Source organism: Ruminococcus sp. RTP21484sp1_RTP21281st1_A8_RTP21281_210402, from assembly GCF_040914025.1.
In the GTDB taxonomy this organism is placed as follows: Bacteria; Bacillota; Clostridia; order Lachnospirales; family Lachnospiraceae; genus Blautia_A; species Blautia_A faecis.
Genome location: NZ_JBCPGE010000006.1, coordinates 62,188 through 88,790, shown reverse-complemented (window position 1 = coordinate 88,790; position 26,603 = coordinate 62,188). Strand labels below are relative to the sequence as shown.

Genomic DNA, 26,603 nt, shown 5'->3' with positions numbered 1-26,603 from the left:
GGACTAAAAAATGCTACAACTTGTCTTGCCCCGGATAGAAGGATGGGACGAAGAGAACGAAGAATTTGTCACCATTGCGAAGGAGCAGAAACTTACATTAGAGCATTCTCTGGTCTCTCTTTCAAAATGGGAGTCGAAATGGCATAAACCGTTTCTAACCAAAGATACAAAAAGCGTTGAAGAAACATTGGATTATATTCGTTGTATGACTTTGACACAAAACGTCGATCCGAATACATACAAGCGGATCACGAATGAACACATCAATCAGGTTAACGCTTACATTGCAGATACTATGACTGCTACATGGTTTCGTAAGGATGCGGTTAAGAAACCGAGTAACGAAACTATAACCAGTGAGCGGATTTACTACTGGATGATTGCTTTAAATATTCCAGTAAAATTTGAAAAGTGGCATCTCAATAGATTGCTGACGTTAATCAGAGTTTGCAATGAAGAATCGAAACCAAAGAATAAAGTGGCGAGAAAAGATTTCTTAGACCGAAGACGTGCTATGAACAAAGCGCGTAAAGAAAAATGGAATACGAAAGGGTGATGTTTTATGAGTAAAAGATCAGCAGAAGATCTGTTGAAAGTTTTACGTTCATGGGTTGGCTACGGTCGATCAAATGGAAAACAGAAGATCATTATCGACATTTACAATAAGGACGATCCGACTCATTTACCAAGAGGTTATAAAGTTCAGTATGGAGATTCTTACTGTGATACTACCGTATCAGCCGCAGCTATTAAAGCCGCTATGAAAGATCTTATCGGTAAAGAATGCGGTGTTGAAGAGCATGTAAAGATTTTCAAGAAGATGGGAATCTGGCAGGAAGACGGAACTATTGTTCCGAAAGCTGGTTATCCAATTGTGTATAGTTGGATGAAAGCCGTGCAGCCTAACGATGCATATTCCGACCATATTGGAGTTGTTGAATCTGTTAAGAACGGAACAATCGTAGTAATTGAAGGGAACTTTGGCGGTGACGTAAAGAGACGTTCAATTCCAGTGGGGTGGGGTTACATCAGAGGATATGCCATTCCGAAATACGAAAGCGATGCCGGACAGAACAGCGGTGAATCAAACAAAGGTGGTAAGACTGAGTCCGGTTCAACGAAGCTTTCAAAGAAATCAAAATGGATTGGGGCAGTTACTGTAAACAGTGTACTGAATGTTCGTAAATGGGCGGGAATCGAGTACGATAAGTTGGTATCCAAGCCAGAGCTGAAGAATAACGATCCAGTGCATGTGTGCGACACCATTTATGATTCAAATGATGAGCCGTGGTATTACGTTTACCTTGATAAAGCTGATTATGGATTTAGCAGCAACATTTACGGATTTGTAAAAGCAGAATACATTCGGAAACAGTAGGAGATAAGATGATTTCATTCAGACAAAAGGGCGATTTTTCAAAAGTCACAAGTTATTTCGAGAAACTGAAAGAGACTATGCGACTTGGAATTCTTGACAAATATGGCAGGGAAGGAGTAAACGCCCTTTCGTCTGCCACTCCTGTAGAATCAGGTCTGACTGCCTCTTCGTGGTATTACGAGATAGAACATTCAAACGGTTCTGCGGCTATACAATTTTACAATTCACATGTGAATAAAGGGGTTCCTATTGCGATTATATTGCAGTACGGACATGGCACCGGAACTGGAGGTTGGGTGCAGGGTAGAGACTATATCAATCCTGCTATCCAGCCTCTTTTTGACAAGATGGCAGAAGAAGTTTGGAAGGAGGTTACCAGTATATGAGTAAGACTGTTGACGAACGAGTCGTCGAAATGCGGTTTGATAATAAACAGTTCGAAAGTAATGTTCAGACGAGTTTATCTACAATTGGAAAATTAAAACAGAGTTTGGATTTACGGGGAGCCTCAAAAGGGCTGGAGAATGTAAGCGCAGCTGCAAAAACATGTAATTTGTCTGGTCTTACTGGAGCTGTGGAGACCGTCCAAGCAAAGTTTTCAGCACTTGAAGTTATGGCAGTAACCGCACTTGCTAATATTACTAATTCAGCGGTGAATGCTGGGAAGCGAATCATTTCAGCATTGACCATTGAACCTGTACGGAGTGGTTTTGAAGAGTATGAGACACAGATTAATGCCATTCAGACAATTTTAGCGAATACAGAAAGTAAAGGTAGTACATTACAGGATGTAAACCAGGCACTTGATGAATTGAACCATTATGCTGATTTAACAATTTACAATTTTACGGAAATGACTCGTAATATTGGAACATTTACTGCGGCTGGTGTTGATCTGGAGACTTCCGTTTCTGCAATCAAAGGTATCGCAAACCTGGCTGCGGTTTCTGGTTCAACATCTCAGCAGGCAAGTACTGCAATGTATCAGCTTTCGCAGGCACTTGCGGCTGGAACAGTTAAGCTTCAAGACTGGAACTCAGTTGTAAATGCGGGTATGGGCGGTCAGGTGTTCCAGGATGCACTAAAAGAAACAGCACGAGTTCATGGAATTGCAATTGATCAGATGATTACCGATGAAGGCTCTTTCAGAGAGACACTGTCGAAAGGATGGCTTACTGCTGAAGTACTCACAGAGACATTATCAAAATTTACAGGCGACTTAACCGAAAGCCAGCTCAAACAAATGGGTTATACGGATGAGCAGATCGCTTCAATAATCAAAATGGGGCAGACTGCCAATGATGCTGCAACAAAGGTGAAGACTCTATCGCAGTTATTTGATACGTTGAAAGAGGCTGCTCAGTCTGGATGGACACAAACCTGGGAATTAATCATCGGCGATTTCGATCAGGCAAAGGAATTGTTTACTGGAATATCAGATTCGGTAAGCAATATGCTCAATGCTTCCGCTGATCGTAGAAATAATTTGCTCGAAGGAGCGCTGTCAAATAATTGGGAAAAACTTATTTCCAAGATAAACGAAGCCGGGATTGAAACCAAAACTTTTGAAGAACAGTTAAAAGAAACCGCGACATCCCATGGGTTGGATGTAGAAGCTTTAATTGAACAATACGGATCATTGGAAAAAGTGTTTCGTTCCGGAGCAGCTTCTACAGATATTCTTAAAGAAGCAGTTAATAGTCTGCGTTCTGGAATGGTAGATTTAAGTAGTGTTAGCCGTGAATTGGATATGTGGTCTACTGGAGATGATGTGAAAAAAGTCCAGGAGGCATTACAGAAACAAGGTCTTGATATTGGACAAACTGGTGTGGACGGAATTCTTGGACCGGCAACCCAATCGGCAATAAAAGCATTCCAGGAGCTAAAAGGCATTGAGCCTACTGGCATTGTTGATGAATCGACTCTTAACGCGTTAAAAGAGGCGACGTCTGAGACTAAGAATCTTACCGGAAATATTGATAAGCTTATTGATGGAATTGATAAGCTGGGCGGAAGAGAAAAGCTGATCGAATCTTTCAAGAATATTTTCAAAACTTTGGGCGATGTGGTTAAGCCTGTTAAAGAAGCTTTTAATGAAGTATTTCCACCAACTACTTCAAAGCAATTGAGTAAGTTGATCGATAAATTCAAATCTTTTACGGATGGATTGAAAATCAGTGATGAGACCTCAGATAAACTGAAAAGGACCTTCAAGGGTGTATTTTCGGCTGTGGATCTTTTGAAAAAAGGATTTTCTTCTATAATCAGTCCTATTGGAAAGTTTCTTGGTTCTGGAGGACTAAACGGAATCATCGATGGATTGCTGAACATAACAGCATCTGTCGGTGATTTTTTGACGTCTCTCAACGAAAGTGGAAATGTCAGCGAATTCTTATCAAAACTATCTGACGGTATTTTTGATACATTCCGAGGAATTGCTGGAGTGATAGATCCTGCTCTTGAGAAAGTAGAGTCACTGGGAGATGTATTTTCAGTTGTAAAAACGACAATCTGTAACGCAGCAACGAATATTTTCGACGCTGTGAAAAACGTGTTCTCTTGGATTAAAGAAAATGTTTCTGCTGGGGATCTATTTGCCGGATTAGCTAGTGGCGGAATATTCGCTGTAGCAAAGAAATTGTCCGGCGTATTGAGCACTATAAAAGAAGGAATAGAAGGTCTGTTTGAGAAGAAAACATCAAAGATTGCAAAACAATTTTCTGATCTTCTGAACGGAGTGAAAGATGCAATTTCATCATTCACAACTGGTATAAAAGTTGCTTCATTAATCGGTATTGCAGCAGCTATTGCAATATTGTCAGTTGCACTGAATTCCATAGCAAAAATTGATTCGGATAAAGTCGTTACATCTTTGTCTGCTATTGGAGTAATGCTCGGTGAACTTAGTGGCACTTTATTTGTAATCACAAAAGTGCTCTCTAAAAATGGCTCTAAGGGGCTTATAAAAGCTGGGGCATCAATGGTGCTTATCGCTGCTGCGGTTAAAGTATTGGCAGACGCAATGGTCAAAATGGCAGATTTATCCTGGGAGAAAATCGGAAAAGGACTTACTGCTATGGGTGGAGGCCTTCTCGAATTGTCAGCCGCAATGAAGATTATTAATGGTGCAAAAGTTTCCCTCTCGACAAGTGTTGCAATGCTTGCACTGGCGAAGTCCTGTCGGATGCTCGGAGACGCGCTTGCTAAATTTTCAGTGTTTTCATGGGATGAAATCGGTCGAGGACTGTCTGCGATGGGCGGAGCTTTGGCGGAAATGACGGCATCATTAAGCGTTCTTAGCAAAGCTGGCGGTTTTGGAGCTTTACTTGGTGGTACTGGAATGCTGATAGCTGTACAGTCTCTTGATGAAATTTCAGAAAATCTTGAAAGACTTGGTAACCTTTCCTGGGAACAGATCAAACGAGGTCTCGCCGCAATGGGTGGTGCTTTTGGTGAGTTTACTGCTTCGTTAGGAATATTAAGCGCGGTGGGTGGCTTCGGATCACTTTTAGGAGGAACTGGTCTTCTTGTGGCTGTACAATCTCTTGATGAAATATCAGAGAATCTCGAAAGACTCGGTGCTCTATCGTGGGATGAAATCGGTAAAGGTTTAGCTGCGATGGGTGGTGCTTTGGGCGAGTTAACGGCTTCGCTTGGTATTCTTAGTGCGGTTGGTGGATTTGGCTCTCTTCTTGGAGCAACTGGTATTCTTATAGCCGTTCAAGCTTTAGAACCTATTGCAATAGCACTTTCGAATATCGGTTCTCTTTCCTGGGAAGAAATTGGCAAAGGATTAGCGGGAATGGGCGGCGCACTTGCTGAGTTTACAGCAGCATTAAGCGTGTTAAGCCTTAGTGGAGGCTTCGGCTCGCTTCTGGGTGGAACTGCCGTTCTTATTGCTGCTCAGTCATTAGAACCTATTGCTGCAACACTATCTGAAATTGGTGCCATGGATTGGGACGAGATTGCAAAAGGTCTTGTCGGAATGGGTGGCGCCTTAACGGAGGTTGGAGTTGTATCTGCCCTGGTTGGCAATCTTGGAGGTTTGGGTTCGCTTATCGGTAGCGCATCGCTTACTCTTGGCGTGCAAGGCTTAGGCGAACTTGCCAATGCATTGACGATTTTTGGCACCATGGATTGGGATGAAATCGGTCGTGGTTTAACAGCTATGGCTGGAGCTCTTGGTGAAACTGCATTAGGCGGATTGCTGAATACCTTTTCCGGATTTGGCGCGGCTGCAATTGCTGCTATGGCTGAACCTCTTGGTAACCTGGCAGATTCGGTAAAGCGATGGTCTGGGGTTATTGTTCCAGATGGATTAGGAACACAACTAGGATCTCTTGCCACAGGTGTTCAGAAATTTAATTTCAGTGGATGGGGAGCCGATGCTATTGGTGCGATGGCGATTCCACTTGGCGATTTAGCTGACTCAATTTCAAAATGGAAAGATGTAATTGTTCCAGACGGAATTGGAGATGGACTTAGTAATCTTGCAGATGGCGTAAAAGCATTCAACTTCAGCGGATGGGGTGCGGATGCTATGGCAGATGTGGCAACACCGTTGGGAACCATGGCGGATTCCATTAAGAAATGGGACGGAATCATTATCCCAGAAGATTTAGGAACCAATCTCAGCTATTTGGCAAACGGTGTGTACGCATGGTCTACTGTTGGCCCATCCGATATTGTTGGCATCACTGAGCCGTTAGGAACTTTTGCTGATTCTGTAAAGAAATGGAACGATGTGTCAATTCCATCTAATCTTGAAACTGCTTTGACTGGATTTGCAAACGGGATTAATGCTTGCAATAACGTTTCTGTGGATAATGTAACGAATGTATGTACGAGTGTGAAAGATCTTGGTACTGCGGTTTCGGATATATCAACAATTGACTTTAGCGGAAGCGTTTCCAAATTGTCAGATTTCGCAGCTGCTATTGGAAATGTGAGCGTTTCGACCGACTCTTTCAAGATACTTGGAACGACTATTGTTACTGACTTTGCTACTTCTTTAAAGAGTGGAGTAAGCACGGTTTCAGAAGCTGGCAGTGAGCTGGCAGAAGCAGTTGCCACTGGAATGCGTAGGACGATTGATTCTATAGTGAAAACCGCGTCATCAATTGCGAACTCAGCGAAAAATTCGGTAGCAAATAAAAAGAGTAATTTTGTAACAGCTGGATCTTCTCTTATGCTTGGTCTTGCAGCAGGTCTTCGTTCCAGCATGGGCGTGGTCGCATCCGCATCTGGTTCGGCAGCATCAGCCGGTGCGAGTGCGTCTATGGCATATTATAGTAGCTTTTATAGTTCGGGTGTCTATCTTGTCAGCGGATTTGCAGCTGGCATCAGAGATAATATCAGTTCGGCAGCATCAGCCGCAGCACAGATGGCATCTGAAGCGTCAAAAGCAGCAAGAAGCAGTCTTGATATTAATTCGCCATCAAAAGTTTTCTATAAAATAGGTGGATTTGCTGGACAAGGTTTTGTGAATGCTTTGGTCGATTATAGTGAGGCTTCTTATGATGCTGGATCGAACATTGGATTATCAGCCAGGGAAGGATTAAGCCGGGCTATTTATAAAGCTACTGAGATAGTTTCAAATGGCATTGATAATGTTCCAACAATTCGACCGGTTCTTGATCTAAGTGCAGTAAGAGCTGGTGCAAATGAGATCGGTGGAATTCTTGGAATGGATCATGCTATCGGATTAAGTGGAAATCTCGGAGCCATCACGACAATGATGGCACAAAATCAAAATGGAAATTCTTCTGATGTTGTTGATGCTATTAATCGACTTGGAAAGAAACTTAACAACCTTGGTAATACTTATAACAATATCGGCGGTGTTACTTATGATGATACGAGCGGCGTTAGCGATGCTATCGAGATATTAACAAGAGCAGTGGTAGTGGAAGGGAGGCGATAATAGTGGCTACTACTAAATCTGCGCCAACTATAGAAAAGTTCGGTTTGCAAACTGGTACAGAGCGTACTATTTTCGCAACCTGGAAATGGAGTAAATCGCACACAAAAGAGTATAAATGCATTTGGTATTATGCAACCGGAGACGGCGTCTGGTTCGTCGGTGCTGATACGACAGAAACTGTAAAACAGAGTACGTATACTGCTCCAGAGAACGCTACAAAGGTAAAGTTTAAAGTTAAGGCGATTGCCAAGACGCATAAAGTCAATAAAAAAGATGTTGCGTATTGGACGGGAAAATTTTCAAGCGAGAAAAAATACAATTTCAAATCCAGTCCGCCGTCTAAACCATCGGCACCTGAAATCGGTATCAACGAGTATAATAAAACTCAGATTGATTTGAGTATTTCTAATTTGGATTCGAAATGGACGGCTACCGGGGTTGAGTTTGAAGTTTACAAGGATGGCACAAGTGATCCGTTCTATACAGGGTATTCCACAATTCAGAATCAATCTGCTGGAATATCCTGTACGATCGAAACTGGGTATAAGTATAAAGCTCGTTGCCGTGGATATACAATGGACGACGAAGGCGCATGGTCTGATTATTCGAGTACTATCACTACTCAACCATCTTCGCCAGGAAAAATCACAACACTTAGAGCATTGTCGTCAACTTCCATTACTATGGATTGGGATCGCGTTGTCAACTGCACGAGTTATGAGATTCAGTACACTACTGAGAGACAATATTTCGATGCAAATCCCGACCAGGTGACAAGCAAAACCATTGAATCCGAAGCCGGTCACGCTGAATTTACAGGGCTTGAATCTGGAAAAGAATATTTCTTTCGGGTAAGAGCGGTTAATAGTGCAGGAAACTCTGGATGGAGCGATGTGGCATCCGTTGTTATCGGAAAGGAACCCTCAGCACCTACGACCTGGTCGTCTACAACAACAGCTATGGTCGGAGAATCGTTGATTCTATATTGGATTCATAATTCTCAAGACGGTTCTTATGAGAAACATGCTCAACTGGAATTGAACGTTGACGGTAGAATTACGACACAGACGATTCAAAATACGAAATCCGACGATGATCAAGGAAAAGCAAGTACATATTCCATCAATACTGGAGTGTATACAGAAGGCACAACCATAAAATGGAGAGTTAGAACGTCTGGTATTACTGAGGCGTATAGTGAATGGTCTGCAACTCGTGAGGTTAATATATATGCACATCCAACATTGTCTGTTTATGTACGTAAGATGGACGGCACAGCGCTATCAACTTTAACATCTTTCCCATTCTATATAAATGCGATTCCAGGTCCAAAAACACAAAGTCCAATAGGGTATTATGTTGATATTACAGCCAACGAAGGGTATGAAACAACTGATCAAGTTGGAAATGAATATATGGTGACTGCTGGAGAATCGGTATATTCAAAATATTTCAACGCTTCTGGAAATTTAGCAATTGGAATTTCAGCTAACGACTTAGATTTGGAAAATGGTATATCGTATACGGTTAAAGTAACTGTAACGATGAATATCGGTTTGAGTTGCGATGCGACAACCAAATTTACGGTGAGCTGGGATGAAACAGTTGACGAGCCGAATGCAGAGATTGCATACGATCCAGATACGTATTCCTGCATCATTCGACCGTATTGCGAAGATGAAAATGAGAAACTCGCAGCAAACGTACGATTAGCTGTGTACAGAAAAGAATACACTGGCGAGTTCGTTGAAATTGCCAGCGGTATTGAAAACACGCATGGCCATTACGTTACTGATCCGCATCCGGCATTAGATTACGCAAGGTACAGAATCGTGGCTACCGATATCAAGACCGGTGCTGTATCTTATTATGATCCTCCAGGTTATCCTATAGGAGAAGACGGCGTCATTATTCAATGGAGTGAAGCATGGAGTTCTTTTGACTCATCGTTGGCAAACGAAGCCGATGAAGTAGCAACTCCTCCGTGGACAGGATCATTAGTCAGACTTCCGTATAATGTGGATGTATCGGATAAGAATGACAAAGATGTAGCTCTTGTTAAATATGTTGGACGAAAGCGACCTGTAAGTTATTACGGGACACAACTTGGAGAAACCTCTTCATGGAAAATGGAAGTGCCATCTAATGACGAAGAAACTTTATATGCTCTCAGAAGACTTGCCGTTTGGATGGGGGATGTTTACGCAAGAGAACCATCTGGAACCGGATACTGGGCTCATATAAAAGTATCAATATCACAGACACATTGTGCATTAACGATACCAGTTTCGATAGAATTGACAAGAGTAGAAGGAGGTGCATAAATGCCAGATTGGAAAAAGTCTATGCAGCAAACCTTCGAATACTATATTGTCGATCCTGGAACTTGGAAAGATAAGAATCAGATTACTACTGTAAGATCAGCTACCATCGAGCGAGACGAGGACGCCGAGACAAAAGGATCTGCTTCTTTCAACATCAATGAGCGGTTAGGTGAGTGCTATATTCGAGCATATCTCGTAACAATTCAAAATGGAATTAAAGAAAGGCATCCATTAGGAACTTTTTTAGTACAAACACCATCCTCGGCGTTTGATGGTCGTGTAAGAACAATTAACATGGACTCGTACACGCCATTACTTGAGTTAAAAGAAAATCCGCCACCAATCGGATATTTTATCAAAAAAGACTCGAATGTAATGGATGAAGCTTATCGGATTGTAAGAAATCATGTTAGGGCTCCGGTCGTGAAGCCTAGTTGTGACGAGAAATTGTATTTCGATTTCGCAGCAAATACCGATGATAAATGGATTTCATTTATTGATGATCTTATAGCAAACGCAAAATACGAATTAGGGCTTGATGAATTAGGCCGTGTTCTGTTCTTACCAGTTCAGGATACGGCTACTTTACAGCCCGTAACTGAATTCAATGATGATGATAGTTCTATTTTGTATGCAGATGTAAGTGAAGAATACGATTTATACGGGATTCCAAATGTAGTTGAAGTTGTGTATTCCAAGAACAACTTGAATTATTATGCCCGAGTTGTAAACGAAGATTCCAACAGCCCCACATCTACGGTTAGCCGTGGGAGAGAAATAATCCATAGGGACACTGATCCAGATTTTTCTGGAGAACCGACAGAATATCAAGTTAAAGAATATGCTGAAAAATTACTTCAGAAGCTATCGACAGTGGAATATAAAGTGACATTTTCACATGGGTATTACCCTGTTAGACTGGGGGATTGTGTTCTCTTGAACTATAAGGCAGCTGGTATTAACAATGTAAAAGCAAAAATCGTGAAACAGGCAATTACTTGCGATACTGGATGCAAAGTTACAGAAACAGCGATATATACATCAAAATTATGGAGGTGATTGACTTTGGCATTATCTAACGAGATTGCATCTCAGTTTGCAAAAACTGTTGCAAACAAAGATAAAAGCAGAAGCGAAAACGCTGTTTATGGAACAGTAGTTGTTCGAAATGGGGAAAAGTATGTGCGAATGGATGGTTCAGATTTACTCACCCCTTGCGGTGCCACGGTCAATGCGATAAATGGTGAGCGAGTTCTTATATTGGTTAAGAATCATTCAGTCATTATCAATGGAAATTTATCATCTCCAGCAGCAAGACTTGGCGATCTGGACGACGTTAGTAAAGTTGCTGATGAAAGTTGGAAAAAACTTGTAGCGTGGGCAAAAGACAAAGATTTAATCTACATTGATGGTGCAAATTTGTATTCTGGCTCGGTAAATGCAGATAAGATCAACGTAAACGATTTGTTTGCCCTGAATATAGAAGCAAGCGGATCGATTATTGGTGTGAAAATCGAAGCCCGTGAAATGAGTGCCAAAGAATCATATTCGATATTCAATGGAAAAAATATTCAGAAGATCCTATATTTCGATGGAACATCCATAAAACTCGGAAAAATGGGCACTGGAACTGAAATCGCCAATGGTGCTGGATTTGAGTTTTTTGATAAATCTATAAATGTTTACGGAAATCTCACTTTCATGAGTGGCGACATTTCAACTCCAGGAGCAATATCATCTGGAAAAGAAATATCAGCAGTTAGTAATGTGAAAACCGGAGACAATTTTCTTGCTCCCAATGGGCACGGTCTGTATGTAGCAGATACTTCTGGTAAATATCGTGCTGTTATTCATTATGGAGATAACGATCTTATTATTGGTTTTGGAGTCGGACCATATTCGGGATATACTGGTGCAACTACTCATATAGAGGGTAATACCATTAAATTTCATACTGATCAGGGATCGTATATACCATATTATAGACCTGGCGATGCCCAGCAAAATATACGTTATAAAGGCGGAGGATTTATTACAGGCAGTAAAGCAAATCTACATTTTTGTATTCCTTTATCGAGACCATGTGTTGGAGTAACATCCGTAAGCGTAGTTTCTAATCCGGGTTTGATAATTCGACAAGGTGGGAATTATTTGTATGGCTCTGGAGCAGATACGAACGTTCAACCGGAATATTACGAAGCAACCTTAGCTGATAACTGTATCAGTGTTATGGCACACTTTTCGAATACTACAAATGTAGTTACCAATAATGATGCTTGTGGCGTTTCTGGTCAGTTTACAGTGTATTTCAATTAAGAAGGAAAATTCAAAATGGCTTTAAGCAAATCTATAAAACAGGATAACGGCATTCCTCTGAGTTATCATCGAATCCTGTTTGTTCATTCGGCAATCAACACACACATCTCGATTGCTGTTATTTCCTATGTAAATGAAGAAAGTAGAGAGAATGAAAACGCTGGGAAACCAGCATATACGGCTACAGTTACATATGAGTTGCCGTACAAAGAAAATATGACAATCGAAGAGGCTTATGATTATTTGAAGACTCTTCCTGCGTTTGTGGACGCAATAAATTGCTAAAAGGAGGAACAAGTTAAAATGAGTAAACTTATTGATTATCCTGCTGCAACAAGATTCGACAGTGGGGACATTCTTATCAAGGATGGTATGAATGGTACTAAGAAAATCACAGCAAAAAATGCAGCTATTGATTTGGCTGGTATGGTGTCAGCTGTACAGCACAGAATGATCTGGGGAGGAAGAAATCTTGGAACATCTGTAACGGCTGAGCAGAAAGCTGCAATCAGAAACGGCACATTTGATAATCTGTATGTCGGTGATTATTGGGTAATTAACGGTATTACCTGGAGAATTTGGGATATTAACTATTTTACCCATAGCGGTGATACTGAATTCGCCAAACCACATTTGGTAATCGTCCCGGATTCCGCATTATACAGTCATGTTATGAATGATACAAATACAACCGAGGGTGGTTATGTCGGATCTAAGATGTACAAAGAAGGTCTGGAGCAGGCAAAGACCACAATCAAGGCTGCATTCGGAGACATGCTTCTCACTCATAGAGATTATCTGACAAATGCTGTTACTGATAATCATGCATCTGCTGGAGCATGGTTTGATTCCCAGGTAGAATTAATGAACGAAATCATGGCTTATGGCACTCATGTGTATGCGCCCGCAAACGATGGTGTAACGCTTCCGAATAAGTATACAACTGGTCGTCAGCAGTTCGCAGCAGCTATGCTCAATCCGTCAATCGTCAACTTACGATATTGGTATTGGCTGAGAGATGTCGTGTCTTCGGCTGTCTTTGCCTATGTGGACTCCTACGGCAGTGCGAATTACTACGGCGCTTCGGGCTCTGGTGGGGTTCGTCCGTATTTCCTTATTGGTTAGTAACTGAGGGGCCTCGTGCCCCGAAGAATTTAATATTTGTATAAAAGAATAGGAGAAAATTCAAAATGGAAGATAAAACTTATTCAATTACACTTGCTGATGGTACTGTTATCGGCGACTTGAAACTCAACGGCAACAATTTTATCTCGAAATCTCCAATTGCAAAAGAGATGTTTGAAGATTGTTGCAGCCCTGTTGTCATCAGCGATGGCGAAGTAGAAGAAACTCACAATAATATGGAGCTTGTTCAGATCACTCCGATGGGAGAAGAGTATTGGTTTGTTCTTCGAGACATTTCAAAAGCTGAAATGGAAAAAATCAAGATGCAGTCGGACATTGAGTATATTGCAATGATGGCTGGCGTTGAACTTTAAAGAAAAGGAGGAACATCGTGATGCATAGTGATAATTTCGAGAAAGTAAAACGTTTTTATACTCTGAAAGTATGGAATGAAACACGTGTCCGCAACGCCGTAAAAATGGGCTGGATTACAGAGGAAGAATTCACTGAAATTACCGGAAATGATTATTAATGAGCGTATTAGCATCTAAGCGGAAAGAGTCGAGAGAAGAAGCGATTGCTTATTCGCTGGAGTTATACGACATGCTGATTGAATTCATGCAGAGGAGCTTTGCAATAAAAAGTCAGGAACAGTTTGTTCGGGAACAATATGCAACTGGAAAAGGATTGGAAGTTGATTATCAAGCTTATGCTTATATTATGCTTAGTACAAAAGAACAGATTGAAAAATCTGCCTCTTTATTGACTGCTAACTTACGAGCTGCGAGATCTTTATTTCCGACTTCTATGCATGAATATGAAATTAGGCGTGATTATTTAAATGCCGGTATTGTGAATTGCAATCAGATAATCAATTCATTACAGCGTGTTGTAGGCAGATTCAATGTTGATTTGAATGCCTATGGCAGATATAGTAAAGCTATTGACCGAGAAATCAAGTTGATAAAGAGATGGCGTCAAAGAGACAATAAAATGAAATCGTATCTTCCAGGGTAACATCTGTATTTATGCGTGTCTTCGGCTAACTTTGCCAATGTGAACAACAACGGCAATGCGAATTACAACAACGCTTCGAACTCTAATGGGGTTCGTCCGGATTCTTTGATCTAACCAATCAGGGAAGGAGATGTTATCCGTTCCACCAAAGGGATAAATGATAAAGCCGGACGCAATTTACTACGGTAACTATTGCTATCACGGTGAATAATTATGACATACGAGGAAATTCTCTGCGACGCCAACAATCTCTATGCGGGTTACAAAGCCTCTATAAAAGGCAGTAAGTGGAAAGAATCTGTCCAAAGATTTATTCTTAATTTCTTGAGGTATATTTTTGAACTACAAGATGATCTTATTAATAGGACTCTTACAAACGGTCCTGTTGATGAATTTGAACTGCGCGAACGAGGCAAAATAAGACCAATTACAAGTATTCCAGTAAAAGACCGTATTGTCAGGCATGTTCTATGCGACGAATTATTAATCCCCAAAATAAGAAGAAAAATCATATATGATAATTGTGCGTCCTTGAAAGGGCGTGGCATATCTATGCAAAGAAAACGTTTCGAGGTACATTTACGGAAATATTACAAACTGTACGGAAACGAGGGTTATATTCTCTTTGGCGATTTTTCAAAGTTTTACGATAATATTATCCATGAAATAGCAAAGAAAGAGTTGCTTGAATTATTTGAGGATGACGAATTTATAGACTGGCTACTCAACGTTATATTTGATGGGTTTAAAGTTGATGTGTCGTACATGAGCGACGATGAATATGCGTCATGTTTGGATGAGGTATTTAACAAATTAGAGTACCGAAAGATTCCAAAGAGCAAATTGACTGGTGAGAAATTCATGGAGAAGTCCGTGAATATGGGCGATCAGTTATCGCAAGCGATTGGTATTTATTATCCGCATCGGATTGATAATTATGTAAAGTATGTCAGAGGAATAAAGTTTTATGGAAGATACTCAGACGATTGGTATATCATGAGTCCATCCAAAGAGGAATTATTGGATTTGCTTGAAAACATCAAGAGAATAGCTCATGAATACGGAATTCATATTAATATGAAGAAAACAAAAATCGTCAAAATAAGCGGTACTTATAAATTTCTTCAGATAAAATACACACTAACCGAATCTGGAAAAATTATGAAACGAATTAATCCAGATCGGATTTATACAATGCGTAGAAAATTGAAGAAATTAGCCGTTAAGGTGGAAAATGGCGAAATACCATATGAAAATGTTGAAGGAATGTTCAAGGGCTGGATGGGAGACTTTTATAAGCTTATGTCCAGAGCTCAGAGAAAAGATTTATTAGAACTATACGAAGGCCTATTCAATAAGACCATAACCATCGTGAAAAAGAAGATGATTATAAAAGATAGGTCACAACAAGAATCGACATGGGAGGTAGCTTGATGGAACCATGGTTTCAGATGGTACTTACGATTATTAGCTCAGTTTTAGCTTCTTCTGGGCTGTGGGCCTATTTAACAAAAAGAAGTGAAAGAAAAGATGTAAAAACGGAGATGCTTGTTGGTTTGGCTCATGATCGGATTATGTATCTTGGTATGCAGTACGTAGATCGAGGTTACGTAACACAGGATGAGTATGAAAACCTACGAACATATCTCTATGATCCTTATAAAAAATTGGGAGGGAATGGTTCTGCCGAAAGAGTTATGAAAGAAGTGGACAAGCTCCCGATTCACAAATTTGCCATAGGCAAGGAGGAAAAGAATAATGAACATGAGTAACAAAACTTATGACACTCTTAAATGGATTGCAATGTATCTGCTTCCAGCTCTGGGAACTTTGTACTTTGCGCTTGCTGGTATTTGGAATTTTCCATACGGAGAGCAGGTTGTCGGAACTATCACAGCGGTTGATACATTCCTTGGCGTGATTCTTGGAATTAGTACATCCCAGTATAATAAAACTTCTGAAGATGCGACGAAATAGTTAAAGATGAGCGGGAGAGATGGGATGTCTTTCTCGCTCTAAATACATTTCCTCTTATTTTTTTTCAGTACGCAGGTGACAGTCTCCGTTGGTACTATCAAGACTAGAATGGAGGTAGTCAAAATGGAAAATAAAAAAGAAAAGAAACTGCTCACTGTGAAAGATTTGTGCACTTATTTAAGTATAGGAGAAACCAAAGCGAGAGAGTTGTTACATAACCCCGATAATGGTTTTACTATTCGAATAGGGAACCGATTATATGCTCACAGGGATAAAGTCGACGCCTGGTTATTGCGAAATATCTTTTAAAATGATATATTTGGGGTAAGTTCAATTTGGATTTTCCCCATTGCAGAAAGGAGTTTATATGGGAAAATCGATAAAAGGAAAAGAACTGGGTGTTGGCATCACTCAAAGACAAGACGGCTTATACCAAGCCAGATTCACAAATCGCTTTGGAAAAAGGGAAACTTTATATGATAAGAACCTAAACAATCTCAGAACCCAAATGCGAAAAGCTCAGACTGCTGATGACAACGGAGTAAATCTGGTAAAAAGTAACATGACATTAGACGAGTGGTATAAGGTTTGGATAACTACATGTAAAGGAAATTGTAGAAATACAACATTAAGCGCCTATGAGATAGCATATAAATCTATAAAAGAAGGGATAGGTCGTGAAAAAATACAGAAGTTAAATCCTGTGATGCTTCAAGCGGAATTGAACAAATTAAAAAGCAATCAGCAAAGAACGAGGGTCAAAGTAGTATTGAATGGGCTATTTGCCGAAGCGAAAAGAAACGGTCTGGTACCACAAAATTTTGCGAAAGACCTCATAACTAAAATCGGTAAAGAAGTATCGAAAGAGCGTCGAGTGCTAGGAATCGAAGAGACTAAATTGTTCCTTACATATGCTAAAGATCACAGATTCTACAATATATTCGTTGTGGCACTTGAGACCGGAATGCGAATCGGAGAGCTTAGAGGACTGTACTGGAGCGATATAGATTTTGAAAGACGAGCGCTACATGTGAGAAGAACAATGTGTCATATACATGGGGAGAACGGGTATTATTTCGAAGAGCACGAGCCAAAAACATTCAATGGAAAACGGTTAATTCCGCTTACAAATGCGTGTATTGATGCACTTATACATCAAAAGCTATTGAATGAAACTAGAATTAAAAAACGCAAATGTTGGGATTTTAAAGACCTGGTGTTTCCTACAAGCAGTGGTAAACCTTTTCAGGAGGTGGCAGCAATTGACGCAATAAATGAGATACTCAATAAAATGGAAGCTGATGGAATTCGTATAAAGAAATTCACTCCGCATGCGTTCAGACATACTTTCGCAACAAGGGCTATAGAGAATGGAATGAGCCCTAAAACGCTTCAAAAAATATTAGGTCACAGCTCATTGCAGATGACAATGGATTTGTACTGTCATGTCTCAGATGAGACTTTATTTGATGAGATGAAAAAGATGGAAAATCAAAATGGTGTAAAAGTGGTGTAGTAAAAAAAACTATAGTCTGAAAACCCTTGATTTTACTGGATTTCTAAAGTCAATCTTTAAGAAAAAGTTAATTTTATACATTCTACGCTCTAAAAGTGGAAAATTATACTCGATTTTGTTATAATATGGAAAACTGCTTTTACAATTAAATAAAGTAATGCGATATAATGAGGTATCAAGTGGAAGGGGAGAATTATATGAAGAAGAGAGGTCGTGTGCTGATTTTGTTAATAACAGCTGCACTTGCTATTGAGCCCTTACAGCTGGTATATGCAGAGCCTGCAGTGGATAATCTGACAGGAACTGTTTCCCAGGAGACCGGAGCCGAGATAAGAGATGAGAATGAAAGTGCTCAGCCCGAGCCGAAACCTGGCTGGGTATCTGTGGAAAAGGGATACCAGTGGAGGCAGGAGGATGGTAGTTTCCTTCAGCAGTCTGGATGGGTTACGATCCAGGGTAAGAAATATTATCTTCAGAAAGGTGGTATTCGTTATTCCGGATGGCAGACCTTTAAGCAGAAGAAACGCTATTATTTATCTAACGGTGTCCTTGCCTCGAAACGATGGGTAAAGGATAATGGACAGTTTTACTATATACGTAAGAATGGTACGCCTGTACCAGCTGGCAGATGGTTGACAGTAAAAGGACGGAAATACTATATAGGCAAAAAGGGTTATCGTGTAACCGGTCTGAAGACTATCCATAATAAGAAATACTATTTTAATTCCAAGGGTGTTTTGATCAGGAATAAAATAAGCTATAAGATTAAAGGCAAAGAGTACGAGATCAATTCAGATGGTGTTGCAATAAGGGTTTCTTCTCTGAAAGCAGAATGTATGCGTAAGGCGAAAAAATTTGTTGAAAAGCATACCTCCCCTAATATGTCCAATAGTCAGAAGTTTAGAATCTGTTTTAACTATTTGATGGGATATACTGATTTTAAACCATGGATCAATCCTACAGATGCAGAGTTTAAGACTCAGACCTGGCCATATCAGTCGGCAATCTATATGTTCGATAATAATCTTGCCGGAAGCTGTTATGGAATTGCAAGTGCAGTAGCAGCATGTGCCAGGGTATTGGGCTATGAGCCTTATGTGATCGCCACTACAGGAGACCATGGATTCGTAATGATCGACGGATTATATTATGATAACATGGGACCACTGTTTGGTGCTTCTACACATTTCGCTTATTCAGTGCGATCAAAGGTGAAGTTTTAAGGCAGTCTGTCTGCTTTAAAAATATAATATTTATAAAAGGAGAATCAAGAAATGAGAAAATGGAAAAAATTACTTCTTCCAGCCATGTGTGCATTTATGCTCCAGATACCGGTAATTGTAAATGCCGAGGCTGTAGACAGCAGTAATAATGTGACATCTGCTGTTGAAACTCCGGTTGCTACTCCTACACCAGCACTTCTGGATGGTATCGTTAAGAAAGGCTCCAGGACTTATTTTTATAAGAATGGTGTGATGCAGAAGAATTGCTGGAGTCCAGACAAAAAGCAGTATTTTGGTAAGAATGGCGTTGCTTACGCTGCCCCGAAGGTATCTGGCTGTAAGAAGAATATTGTAGTAAAAAAGATTGGAAAGAAATACTACGGATTTGACAGAAATGGCTTTAAAGTGAAAAAAGGCGTATATGCAGATGCTAAGGGTACTCCTTACTACTTTGACAAGAAGGGTGTCCGTGTCGCAAAGAAAAGTAACCAGCTGAAGGCGGCAAGCAAGTACATGGCAGATGGAGCAGTCCTTCGTAAGCTTCTTGGCAGACCTTCCAAGACCAAAACACTTTCCAGCTGTATGACAGGTATCAGTAAAGATCTTAAATTAACCTATGCTAACATTTTAGTACAGCTTGGAAAGAAGACAACTGGCGGAGAAATCGTATATGGTGTTCAGGCACGATAAAATATCAGGAGAGAATAAGTATGAGAAAGTTTACTAAAACAATGGCAGCAGTGCTGTCCCTTACTATGACACTTACAATGGTTACCCCTGTATTTGCAGAGGGCGAAACCAACATAACACCAGCACAGACAACTGAGGTAGTTACTCCTACTCCAACTCCGGCTCAGCCTCCGAAGAATGGACTGTTTGTAAATGAGGGTAAAACCTATTGCTATAAAAACGGCAAGCTGGTTAAGAATAAATATGGTTATAAAGTCAAAAAGAAGTATTACCGCATCGACAAAAAAGGTGTTGCTACTTTAGTATCCACAGCAGAGGGACTGGCTGGTGCACGCCTTGATAAGTGTGGGGGAGACCTTAAGAAAGCTTTCAAGTGGAGCTCCACCAAGATTAAATACTGGGGAAGCGTAGGAAAGCCGAAAAAAGGACAGAATCAGGTTGAATATTATGCAACCTACGGATTTAAAAATGGTAAAGGCGACTGCTATGTTATGGCTGCAACCTTCTGTATGATGGCGAAGGTAAAAGGCTATAAAAATGTAAAGATGGTAAAAGGAACTGTTCCGCAGGCAAATGGTAAGAATGGCGCTCATGGTTGGTGTGAAATTAAAATAGGCAAAACAGTTTATGCGTATGATCCAAACTTTGCATATACATATCGGAATAGTAATGTAAAACATCATAGTGGATATAAGTTTACTTATAAAATGTTGGGTAAAGGTTTTGGACTTTATAAATACAATCTTAAGAAAGTAAAACGAATTTCTTGTTAACTACAAGTTAAAATAATAGGATTAAGGAGATGTTTTGAATGAAGAAAAAACTATTAATGGCATTATTAGTGGGAGTATTGGCTGTACCATCCTCGGTAAGCTGTTTTGCAGCTGAGAGTACGGATGCAGCTGCTGCGGATTCTGATGAGGAAGAAGAAACAGAGGAAACGGAAGCAGAAGATAAAGATACTACTGCTAAGAAGAAAGAAAATTTAAAGACAGTTGGTGAGAAGAAGGATGGTTGTATAGCATTTAAACTGAGAAATGCTACCTCTAAGAAGATTATCGGACTTGCGATCAAGACTGCTGATGAGACAGAATTTACTGAAAATATGATGGAAGAGGATGATTCCTTTGAATTAAAAGAAAAAAAGAGAATTTATTTTTCTAAGGAAACTGAAGAGAATGCAGAAGAGAATACAGACGAAACCGCAGAGGATAAAGCTCCTACATACGATATGCGTATTACCTTTGAGGATGGAACATCAGCAGATGTTCACGGAATCGTTCTGGAAGATCTTCGAACACTTACGATACGTGAGAAGGACGGAATCGTGTATGGTACTTATAAGCTGAAAAGCACAAAAGAAAAGAAGACTACCTACGATACTGAGAAAGCAATTGCAGATCAAGCTGCAGCAGATGCAGCAGCGGCACAGGCAGCAGCTTCCCAGCCGGCTGAATCCTATGACAGCAATGATTATTCTTACGATTATAGTGGAGAAGATTATAGCGGCGGTGATGACTACAGTGGTGGTGAAGATGGTGGCGATGGATGTCTTGATAATGGTCTCTTAGGCTGATTTGGGGCAAAGCAGTGTCTGTCGTAATGGACAGATATCTAGAAGAATTAATACAGGACAGGGCTCTTGCACTGAGAAAAGCAGTGGGGAGCTCTTGTCCGATTTAGGAGAAAAATATGTCGTTAGTATCTAACCTGTTTTTACTTTTTGTGGCGGCAAGTATATTGATTTACTATATAGTGCCCCGTAAATCTCAGTGGATCGTTCTTCTTATTTTCAGTTATCTCTATTACATAGCAGGTGGTCCACGTTATGTTGTCTTCATTCTTTTTTCCACACTTGTCACTTGGCTGATGGCTCTTCTTATTGAAAAAGCAGAAGGAAAAGAAAACCATAAGGGTGCCAGGAAACTTCTGATTCTTGGTCTGATTCTTAACTTTGGTATGCTTGGAATCGTCAAGTACACCAACTTTGCAGTAGAAAATATCAATGCATTGCTGCATTTGAATCTGAGAGGGATACAGCTATTGCTTCCCCTTGGAATTTCCTTCTATACATTCCAGTCCTCAGGCTATCTTCTTGATGTATACTGGAAAAGATGCAAGGCAGAGAGACACCCGTTGAAATACGCATTGTTCGTATCCTTTTTCCCTCAGATTCTGCAGGGACCTATCGGCAGATATAGCCGCCTGGCAGATCAGCTTTATGCTGAACACAGGTTTGAGGGAAATAATATAATCAGAGGTTTTGAGCGGATTCTCTGGGGCTTTTTTAAGAAAATGATCCTTGCGGACTGGGCCGCTGCTTTTGCAGATGCTATTTTTGAAGATCCGGCAAAGTATAACGGGGTGGCACTTCTTGGAGTTTTGTTTTATACGATCCAGCTTTACGCAGATTTCTCTGGAGGAATGGATGTTGTGATCGGTATTGCCTCTATGTTTGGAATTGAACTGGATGAAAACTTCAAGCGCCCATTTTTTGCTGTATCTATCACGGATTTCTGGCATCGCTGGCATATCACTCTTGGAACCTGGATGAAGGATTATGTTTTTTACCCGGTGACCTTATCCGGCTGGATGGGTAAATTTGGAAAATGGGGCAAAAAGGTGTTTGGCAAGAAAATTGGCCGCACCCTTCCTATCTGCGTGGCCAATCTGATCGTATTCTTCGTTGTAGGCGTATGGCATGGCGCTGCGTGGAAATATATTGTATACGGTATGTATAATGGTATTATTATTGCCTTCAGCGGACTTATGGCAGAGAATTACCGTAAATGGAAAAAGAAGCTTCACATTTCCGGTAAGGAAACCTGGTATTATCTGTTCACTGTAATCCGTACTTTTGTATTGGTTGTGATCAGTATGTACTTTGATAGGGCAGACAGCGTTAGACAGGCATTTCATATGATGAAGCAGTCTATCACACAATTTGCTCCGGCCCAGCTGCTTTTGATTCCGGCAGGTAAACAGGGGACTTCTTTTACTCCATATGCTCTTGTGATTATAGCTGTTGGCTGTGTAATATTATTTGTGATAAGTCTCCTTCAAGAACGTGGCGTGAAGATTCGGGAATCTCTTGCCAGGCTTCCTCTTCCTGTTACAGTTGCCATTTATTTTTGCATGCTGATATCCATAGGTTTGTTCGGTTCCACAGCAGTAGCGAGAGGTTTTATTTATGCACAATTTTAAGAAAATTATAAAAACAATAGTAGTGGTTGCTGTGTGTGTGACGCTTCTTGCTGGATTGGATATGGCTCTTTATCCTTGTACCTTTATGAGAAATGACATTCATGCAGTGGTAAGTAACCAATATGATGACATTATTCTTGGAACATCCCATGGAATGACAGATATCGATCCGGCTGTGATGGAGGAAATCACAGGCAGAAGCGGTCATAATGTATGTGTAGGGGGAGAATATGGAATTGATGCCTATTATATTGCCAGACTGATTGCAGAGAAACAGAAGCCTGCAAGAATCATTTATGAGGTAGATCCGGGATATTTTGTTTCTGAGAAAGAAGAGGGAAATAACTATCTATTATTTTATCATGAGTTTCCATTTTCAAAAGCTAAGGTTGAATACTTCTGGAATTCTATTGCAAAATGCAATTTCCGCACTGTTTTGTTTCCCTGGTATGAGTATTCTCTTGGATATGAGCTTAGCAAGGTGAAAGAAACCTTCACTCAGAAATGGAATAAGGATTACGATATTGCCCATCTGAAAAGTGATACCCAGGAGTACCACGAAAGCGGTCTTATCGAGAGGTATCCGGTGGATACTACCAAGCTGAAAATGAAGGATTTGAAGCTCTTTGAGGAGGAACAGGTAAACCCTCAGAATATGGAATATCTTGGACGGCTGATCGATTTTTGCAGGGAAAATGATATCCAGTTTGTCGCAGTAACTACGCCGATTCCTATTAATACCTTACAGGCATATAGCGATAACTATAATGCTGCATGGAAATACTTTGGACAGTATTTTGATGAGCATGAAGTAACATATCTGAACTTTAATACCCAGTATTTTAAAGCATTTTCCCATGATCTTTCAGACTATACGGATTTTGATGGTCATATGAATGGAAATGCTGCAAAGGAGTATTCTAAGGTTCTGGCTAATATTCTGAAAGGAGAGGGTGTATGATAACAAGTATTTTGGAATATCTTGAAAGTTCTGCTTCCAGATATCCGGACAAAACAGCATTTGCAGATCTTGACGCTACATGTACATTTGAGGAATTACGCCTCCGGGCAAGAAGAGTTGGGACTGCCCTTGCAGAACATTTTGCTCCGAGAAATCCGGTGCCGGTTTTTATGGAAAAAAGTGTGGATACCATAGGTATGTTTATGGGGGCTGTTTATGCTGGATGTTTCTATGTGCTTCTTGATACTAAGCAGCCGGCTGCAAGAATTTCGCAGATTCTGGATATTCTTGACAGTAATGTGATTGTTACTTCCAGTAAGTACCAGAAGGATCTGGAAAAGCTGGAATTTAAGGGAACAATTCTTCTTACTGAGGAACTGGAAAAAACACCAGAAGACAGTTTTGTTCTGAAGAGTATTCGAGATCAGGCATTAGATACAGATCCGCTTTACGGCATTTTTACATCGGGATCCACAGGAGTTCCAAAGGGTGTTGTTGTGGGGCATCGTTCTGTAATTGATTTTATTGACTGTTTTACAGAGCTGTTTCATATTACAGGCGAAGATGTAATGGGAAATCAGGCACCATGGGACTTTGATGTTTCTGTAAAGGATATTTATTCAGGCCTGAAAACCGGGGCCACTGTGCAGATCATTCCCAAACAGTATTTTTCTATTCCTAAGAATCTTCTTGATTTTCTGGTTGAGAGAGAGGTTACCACGATCGTATGGGCTGTGTCTGCTATGTGCATTATCAGTACCCTGAATGGTTTTACCTATAAGGTGCCAGACAAGATTAAAAAGGTTTTGTTCTCTGGAGAGGTTATGCCTATTAAGCATCTTAATATCTGGAGAAAATATCTTCCAGATACTATGTTTGTAAATATTTATGGTCCTACAGAGATTACCTGTAATTGTACATATTATATTGTTGACAGAGACTTTGAACCGGGAGATGTGCTTCCAATGGGGAAAGCCTTTCCTAACGAAAAAGTCTTCCTTCTGGATGAAGAAGATCATCTGGTTACAGAAAAGAGGATAAACGGTGAGATTTGTGTGGCAGGTAGTGCGCTTGCACTTGGCTATTATAGAAATCCTGAACAGACAAAGAAGGCATTTGTTCAGAACCCTTTGAATGACAGATATCTGGAGCCTATTTACCGTACAGGAGACCTTGCTTTCTACAATGAAAACGGGGAGCTTTGCTTCGCTACACGTAAGGACTTCCAGATTAAGCATATGGGACATAGAATTGAGCTTGGTGAGATTGAGACAGCAATGGATAAACTTCCTGAGATTCGAAGAAGTCTGTGTATTTACGATCAGGCAAAAAATAAAATCGTTGCTTTTTATGAGGGTGATATCGATCGTAAGCAGCTGTCACGTTCCCTTGTGAAATATGTACCAAACTTTATGGTGCCGAATGTATTTGTCCAAGTGGATGCTATGCCTCTTACAAAGAATGGCAAGATTGACAGGAAAGAGCTGACAGCCAGATATCAGGAGGGAAGATAAATGGCGGATTATAATTTTTTGCAGAAATTTATAGAAGATAAGAATCCTACGCCTTCCTATGTATTTGATCTGGATGCTTTGGCTGTACATGTAAATAAGATTAAGGAGTTGCTTGCAGGTAAAGCGAGAGTCTGCTATGCCATGAAGGCCAATCCTTTTCTTACAAGACCAATGATGAAGCATGTAGATCTTTTCGAAGTATGCTCTCCTGGAGAATTTCGCATTTGTGAGCGTGTCTCTGTTCCAATGGAAAAGATCGTGCTTTCAGGTGTATATAAAAATCCTTCTGATATTCGATATGTACTTGAAACATACGGTGGAAAGGGAGTATATACAGTAGAATCTCTGGAGCATCTGAAGAATTTGCAGAGGATAGCGGGAGAACTGGGGCTGACGATTGATGTGTTGATCCGTGTGACCAGTGGCAATCAGTTTGGCGTGGATGAAGAAGATATTCGCAAGATTATTTCCAGGCGCCAGGAGTATACTGCACTTCACATTTTGGGACTTCAGTTCTATTCAGGTACTCAGAAGAAAAATCTTTCACAGATGGAAAAGGAGCTTCAAAGTCTGGATGCCTTTCTGAACGAGCTTAAGAAAGATTATGGATATCAGGCAGAGGAGCTTGAGTACGGACCGGGATTGTTTGCGCCTTATTTTGTGAAGGATAAGGAAGAGTCTGTTGAGGAGCTTCTGGGTGGCTTTGGAAGGCTTCTGGATAATCTTACCTTTGGAGGAAATGTAATACTGGAGATGGGACGGTATCTTACCTATCTGTGTGGTTATTATATTACCTCTATCGTGGATATGAAGGTGAATCATGGTCAGAATTATGCTATTGTGGATGGCGGTATTAATCATCTGAATTATTATGGCCAGGCGATGGCTATGAAGCTGCCTCATTGCATACAGACCGATCATACGGGAAATATACGCACAGAGGGTGATGAGGAACAGTGGAATTTATGCGGTTCGCTTTGCACTGTAAGTGATGTGATCGTAAAGCTTTTTCCATTGAAAAAACCACAGATTAGTGATATGCTCATATTTGAACGTGTAGGTGCATATTCCGTGACAGAGGGAATTTATTTATTCCTGAGCAGACCGATGCCAAGAATTTATTTCTGGCATAAGGGATGTCTTACTTTGGTTCGGGAGGCATTACACACAGATGAATTTAATTCGGAAAGAGAGGAAATGAAAAATGGACAAATTAATTGAAATTCTTGAGGAAATCCAGCCAGATGCGGATTATGAAACCTGTGAGACACTGATCGATGATGGAATTCTTGATTCCTTCGCAATTTTATCTATTGTCAGCGAGCTTCAGGACGAATTTGATATCACCATTACACCGGCTGATATCGTACCGGAGAACTTTAACTCAGCAGCTGCTCTTTGGGAGATGGTTTGCCGTCTGAAGGGCTGATTACAA

General features: G+C 40.5%; 26 protein-coding genes. All 26 read left to right on the top strand.

Annotation, left to right across the window (positions count from 1 at the left end):
• Positions 1-10 precede the first annotated feature (10 nt).
• A complete protein-coding gene (locus tag AB5170_RS04270) occupies positions 11-556 on the top strand; it encodes a hypothetical protein (protein WP_227198793.1) in 546 nt (181 codons plus the stop codon).
• A gap of 6 nt (positions 557-562) precedes the next feature.
• Positions 563-1,378 carry a CHAP domain-containing protein gene (locus tag AB5170_RS04265; RefSeq protein ID WP_368361671.1) on the top strand — a complete coding sequence of 272 codons (816 nt, stop codon included), beginning with the start codon at positions 563-565 and terminating at the stop codon, positions 1,376-1,378.
• A gap of 8 nt (positions 1,379-1,386) precedes the next feature.
• Entirely contained in the window at positions 1,387-1,764 is a 378-nt protein-coding gene (locus AB5170_RS04260) for an HK97 gp10 family phage protein (protein WP_227199995.1), read from the top strand.
• Complete coding sequence (locus tag AB5170_RS04255) at positions 1,761-7,301, top strand: tape measure protein (RefSeq protein WP_368361672.1); 5,541 nt, start codon at positions 1,761-1,763, stop codon at positions 7,299-7,301. The genes AB5170_RS04260 and AB5170_RS04255 overlap by 4 nt, the downstream gene beginning before the upstream one ends.
• A 2-nt stretch (positions 7,302-7,303) precedes the next feature.
• On the top strand, positions 7,304-9,625 hold the full coding sequence (locus AB5170_RS04250; RefSeq protein ID WP_226818708.1) for a fibronectin type III domain-containing protein: 2,322 nt from the start codon (positions 7,304-7,306) through the stop codon (positions 9,623-9,625).
• A complete protein-coding gene (locus tag AB5170_RS04245; RefSeq protein WP_195982814.1) occupies positions 9,626-10,684 on the top strand; it encodes a hypothetical protein in 1,059 nt (352 codons plus the stop codon). It begins immediately after the preceding gene.
• A 6-nt stretch (positions 10,685-10,690) separates the two neighbouring features.
• Complete coding sequence (locus tag AB5170_RS04240; RefSeq protein WP_368361673.1) at positions 10,691-11,941, top strand: hypothetical protein; 1,251 nt, start codon at positions 10,691-10,693, stop codon at positions 11,939-11,941.
• A 15-nt stretch (positions 11,942-11,956) separates the two neighbouring features.
• A complete protein-coding gene (locus AB5170_RS04235) occupies positions 11,957-12,226 on the top strand; it encodes a hypothetical protein (protein WP_347160794.1) in 270 nt (89 codons plus the stop codon).
• An 18-nt stretch (positions 12,227-12,244) separates the two neighbouring features.
• Entirely contained in the window at positions 12,245-13,066 is an 822-nt protein-coding gene (locus tag AB5170_RS04230; RefSeq protein WP_368361674.1) for a hypothetical protein, read from the top strand.
• Positions 13,067-13,131: 65 nt separating this feature from the next.
• Positions 13,132-13,440 (top strand): hypothetical protein, encoded by a 309-nt coding sequence (locus tag AB5170_RS04225; protein ID WP_195982819.1) that lies wholly within the window; start codon positions 13,132-13,134, stop codon positions 13,438-13,440.
• A 20-nt stretch (positions 13,441-13,460) separates the two neighbouring features.
• On the top strand, positions 13,461-13,598 hold the full coding sequence (locus AB5170_RS04220) for an XkdX family protein (protein ID WP_207748570.1): 138 nt from the start codon (positions 13,461-13,463) through the stop codon (positions 13,596-13,598).
• Positions 13,598-14,083: a hypothetical protein gene (locus tag AB5170_RS04215; protein WP_368361675.1), complete on the top strand. Its 486-nt coding sequence runs from the start codon at positions 13,598-13,600 to the stop codon at positions 14,081-14,083. Before AB5170_RS04220 ends, AB5170_RS04215 begins: the two co-directional genes overlap by 1 nt.
• Before the next feature lie 213 nt (positions 14,084-14,296).
• Positions 14,297-15,517: a reverse transcriptase domain-containing protein gene (locus AB5170_RS04210; RefSeq protein WP_368361676.1), complete on the top strand. Its 1,221-nt coding sequence runs from the start codon at positions 14,297-14,299 to the stop codon at positions 15,515-15,517.
• Positions 15,517-15,855 carry a hypothetical protein gene (locus AB5170_RS04205; protein ID WP_195982823.1) on the top strand — a complete coding sequence of 113 codons (339 nt, stop codon included), beginning with the start codon at positions 15,517-15,519 and terminating at the stop codon, positions 15,853-15,855. Before AB5170_RS04210 ends, AB5170_RS04205 begins: the two co-directional genes overlap by 1 nt.
• Entirely contained in the window at positions 15,842-16,060 is a 219-nt protein-coding gene (locus tag AB5170_RS04200) for a phage holin (RefSeq protein WP_226818718.1), read from the top strand. Before AB5170_RS04205 ends, AB5170_RS04200 begins: the two co-directional genes overlap by 14 nt.
• A 123-nt stretch (positions 16,061-16,183) precedes the next feature.
• The gene (locus tag AB5170_RS04195; RefSeq protein WP_195982825.1) at positions 16,184-16,369 is read left to right on the top strand and encodes a helix-turn-helix domain-containing protein; all 186 of its coding nucleotides are present in this window, start codon (positions 16,184-16,186) and stop codon (positions 16,367-16,369) included.
• A gap of 58 nt (positions 16,370-16,427) precedes the next feature.
• Complete coding sequence (locus tag AB5170_RS04190) at positions 16,428-17,576, top strand: site-specific integrase (RefSeq protein WP_226818720.1); 1,149 nt, start codon at positions 16,428-16,430, stop codon at positions 17,574-17,576.
• Positions 17,577-17,773: 197 nt separating this feature from the next.
• Positions 17,774-18,799: an N-acetylmuramoyl-L-alanine amidase family protein gene (locus tag AB5170_RS04185; protein WP_173715558.1), complete on the top strand. Its 1,026-nt coding sequence runs from the start codon at positions 17,774-17,776 to the stop codon at positions 18,797-18,799.
• A gap of 51 nt (positions 18,800-18,850) precedes the next feature.
• Positions 18,851-19,489, top strand: a complete 639-nt coding sequence (locus AB5170_RS04180; RefSeq protein ID WP_368361677.1) for a hypothetical protein — start codon at positions 18,851-18,853, stop codon at positions 19,487-19,489.
• A 20-nt stretch (positions 19,490-19,509) separates the two neighbouring features.
• Complete coding sequence (locus tag AB5170_RS04175; RefSeq protein WP_173715560.1) at positions 19,510-20,262, top strand: transglutaminase domain-containing protein; 753 nt, start codon at positions 19,510-19,512, stop codon at positions 20,260-20,262.
• A 38-nt stretch (positions 20,263-20,300) separates the two neighbouring features.
• Complete coding sequence (locus tag AB5170_RS04170; protein ID WP_173715561.1) at positions 20,301-21,065, top strand: hypothetical protein; 765 nt, start codon at positions 20,301-20,303, stop codon at positions 21,063-21,065.
• 116 nt (positions 21,066-21,181) lie between these two features.
• Complete coding sequence (locus AB5170_RS04165) at positions 21,182-22,693, top strand: MBOAT family protein (protein ID WP_368361678.1); 1,512 nt, start codon at positions 21,182-21,184, stop codon at positions 22,691-22,693.
• Positions 22,680-23,654 carry a hypothetical protein gene (locus AB5170_RS04160; RefSeq protein WP_173769107.1) on the top strand — a complete coding sequence of 325 codons (975 nt, stop codon included), beginning with the start codon at positions 22,680-22,682 and terminating at the stop codon, positions 23,652-23,654. Before AB5170_RS04165 ends, AB5170_RS04160 begins: the two co-directional genes overlap by 14 nt.
• Positions 23,651-25,168 carry an amino acid adenylation domain-containing protein gene (locus AB5170_RS04155; protein WP_270413838.1) on the top strand — a complete coding sequence of 506 codons (1,518 nt, stop codon included), beginning with the start codon at positions 23,651-23,653 and terminating at the stop codon, positions 25,166-25,168. Before AB5170_RS04160 ends, AB5170_RS04155 begins: the two co-directional genes overlap by 4 nt.
• Positions 25,169-26,389: an alanine racemase gene (locus tag AB5170_RS04150; RefSeq protein WP_173769108.1), complete on the top strand. Its 1,221-nt coding sequence runs from the start codon at positions 25,169-25,171 to the stop codon at positions 26,387-26,389.
• Positions 26,373-26,597, top strand: coding sequence for an acyl carrier protein (locus AB5170_RS04145; RefSeq protein WP_118578418.1), 225 nt, complete (start codon positions 26,373-26,375; stop codon positions 26,595-26,597). The genes AB5170_RS04150 and AB5170_RS04145 overlap by 17 nt, the downstream gene beginning before the upstream one ends.
• Positions 26,598-26,603: the final 6 nt, after the last annotated feature.

Coding starts and splice junctions, on each gene's coding strand:
- AB5170_RS04180 (WP_368361677.1), top strand. CDS start 18,851: ATGAGAAAATGGAAAAAATTACTTCTTCCAGCCATGTGTGCATTTATG.
- AB5170_RS04210 (WP_368361676.1), top strand. CDS start 14,297: ATGACATACGAGGAAATTCTCTGCGACGCCAACAATCTCTATGCGGGT.
- AB5170_RS04230 (WP_368361674.1), top strand. CDS start 12,245: ATGAGTAAACTTATTGATTATCCTGCTGCAACAAGATTCGACAGTGGG.
- AB5170_RS04235 (WP_347160794.1), top strand. CDS start 11,957: ATGGCTTTAAGCAAATCTATAAAACAGGATAACGGCATTCCTCTGAGT.
- AB5170_RS04190 (WP_226818720.1), top strand. CDS start 16,428: ATGGGAAAATCGATAAAAGGAAAAGAACTGGGTGTTGGCATCACTCAA.
- AB5170_RS04260 (WP_227199995.1), top strand. CDS start 1,387: ATGATTTCATTCAGACAAAAGGGCGATTTTTCAAAAGTCACAAGTTAT.
- AB5170_RS04145 (WP_118578418.1), top strand. CDS start 26,373: ATGGACAAATTAATTGAAATTCTTGAGGAAATCCAGCCAGATGCGGAT.
- AB5170_RS04155 (WP_270413838.1), top strand. CDS start 23,651: ATGATAACAAGTATTTTGGAATATCTTGAAAGTTCTGCTTCCAGATAT.
- AB5170_RS04195 (WP_195982825.1), top strand. CDS start 16,184: ATGGAAAATAAAAAAGAAAAGAAACTGCTCACTGTGAAAGATTTGTGC.
- AB5170_RS04200 (WP_226818718.1), top strand. CDS start 15,842: ATGAACATGAGTAACAAAACTTATGACACTCTTAAATGGATTGCAATG.
- AB5170_RS04220 (WP_207748570.1), top strand. CDS start 13,461: ATGCATAGTGATAATTTCGAGAAAGTAAAACGTTTTTATACTCTGAAA.
- AB5170_RS04270 (WP_227198793.1), top strand. CDS start 11: ATGCTACAACTTGTCTTGCCCCGGATAGAAGGATGGGACGAAGAGAAC.
- AB5170_RS04165 (WP_368361678.1), top strand. CDS start 21,182: ATGTCGTTAGTATCTAACCTGTTTTTACTTTTTGTGGCGGCAAGTATA.
- AB5170_RS04175 (WP_173715560.1), top strand. CDS start 19,510: ATGAGAAAGTTTACTAAAACAATGGCAGCAGTGCTGTCCCTTACTATG.
- AB5170_RS04255 (WP_368361672.1), top strand. CDS start 1,761: ATGAGTAAGACTGTTGACGAACGAGTCGTCGAAATGCGGTTTGATAAT.
- AB5170_RS04185 (WP_173715558.1), top strand. CDS start 17,774: ATGAAGAAGAGAGGTCGTGTGCTGATTTTGTTAATAACAGCTGCACTT.
- AB5170_RS04170 (WP_173715561.1), top strand. CDS start 20,301: ATGAAGAAAAAACTATTAATGGCATTATTAGTGGGAGTATTGGCTGTA.
- AB5170_RS04265 (WP_368361671.1), top strand. CDS start 563: ATGAGTAAAAGATCAGCAGAAGATCTGTTGAAAGTTTTACGTTCATGG.
- AB5170_RS04205 (WP_195982823.1), top strand. CDS start 15,517: ATGGAACCATGGTTTCAGATGGTACTTACGATTATTAGCTCAGTTTTA.
- AB5170_RS04160 (WP_173769107.1), top strand. CDS start 22,680: ATGCACAATTTTAAGAAAATTATAAAAACAATAGTAGTGGTTGCTGTG.
- AB5170_RS04150 (WP_173769108.1), top strand. CDS start 25,169: ATGGCGGATTATAATTTTTTGCAGAAATTTATAGAAGATAAGAATCCT.
- AB5170_RS04215 (WP_368361675.1), top strand. CDS start 13,598: ATGAGCGTATTAGCATCTAAGCGGAAAGAGTCGAGAGAAGAAGCGATT.
- AB5170_RS04225 (WP_195982819.1), top strand. CDS start 13,132: ATGGAAGATAAAACTTATTCAATTACACTTGCTGATGGTACTGTTATC.
- AB5170_RS04245 (WP_195982814.1), top strand. CDS start 9,626: ATGCCAGATTGGAAAAAGTCTATGCAGCAAACCTTCGAATACTATATT.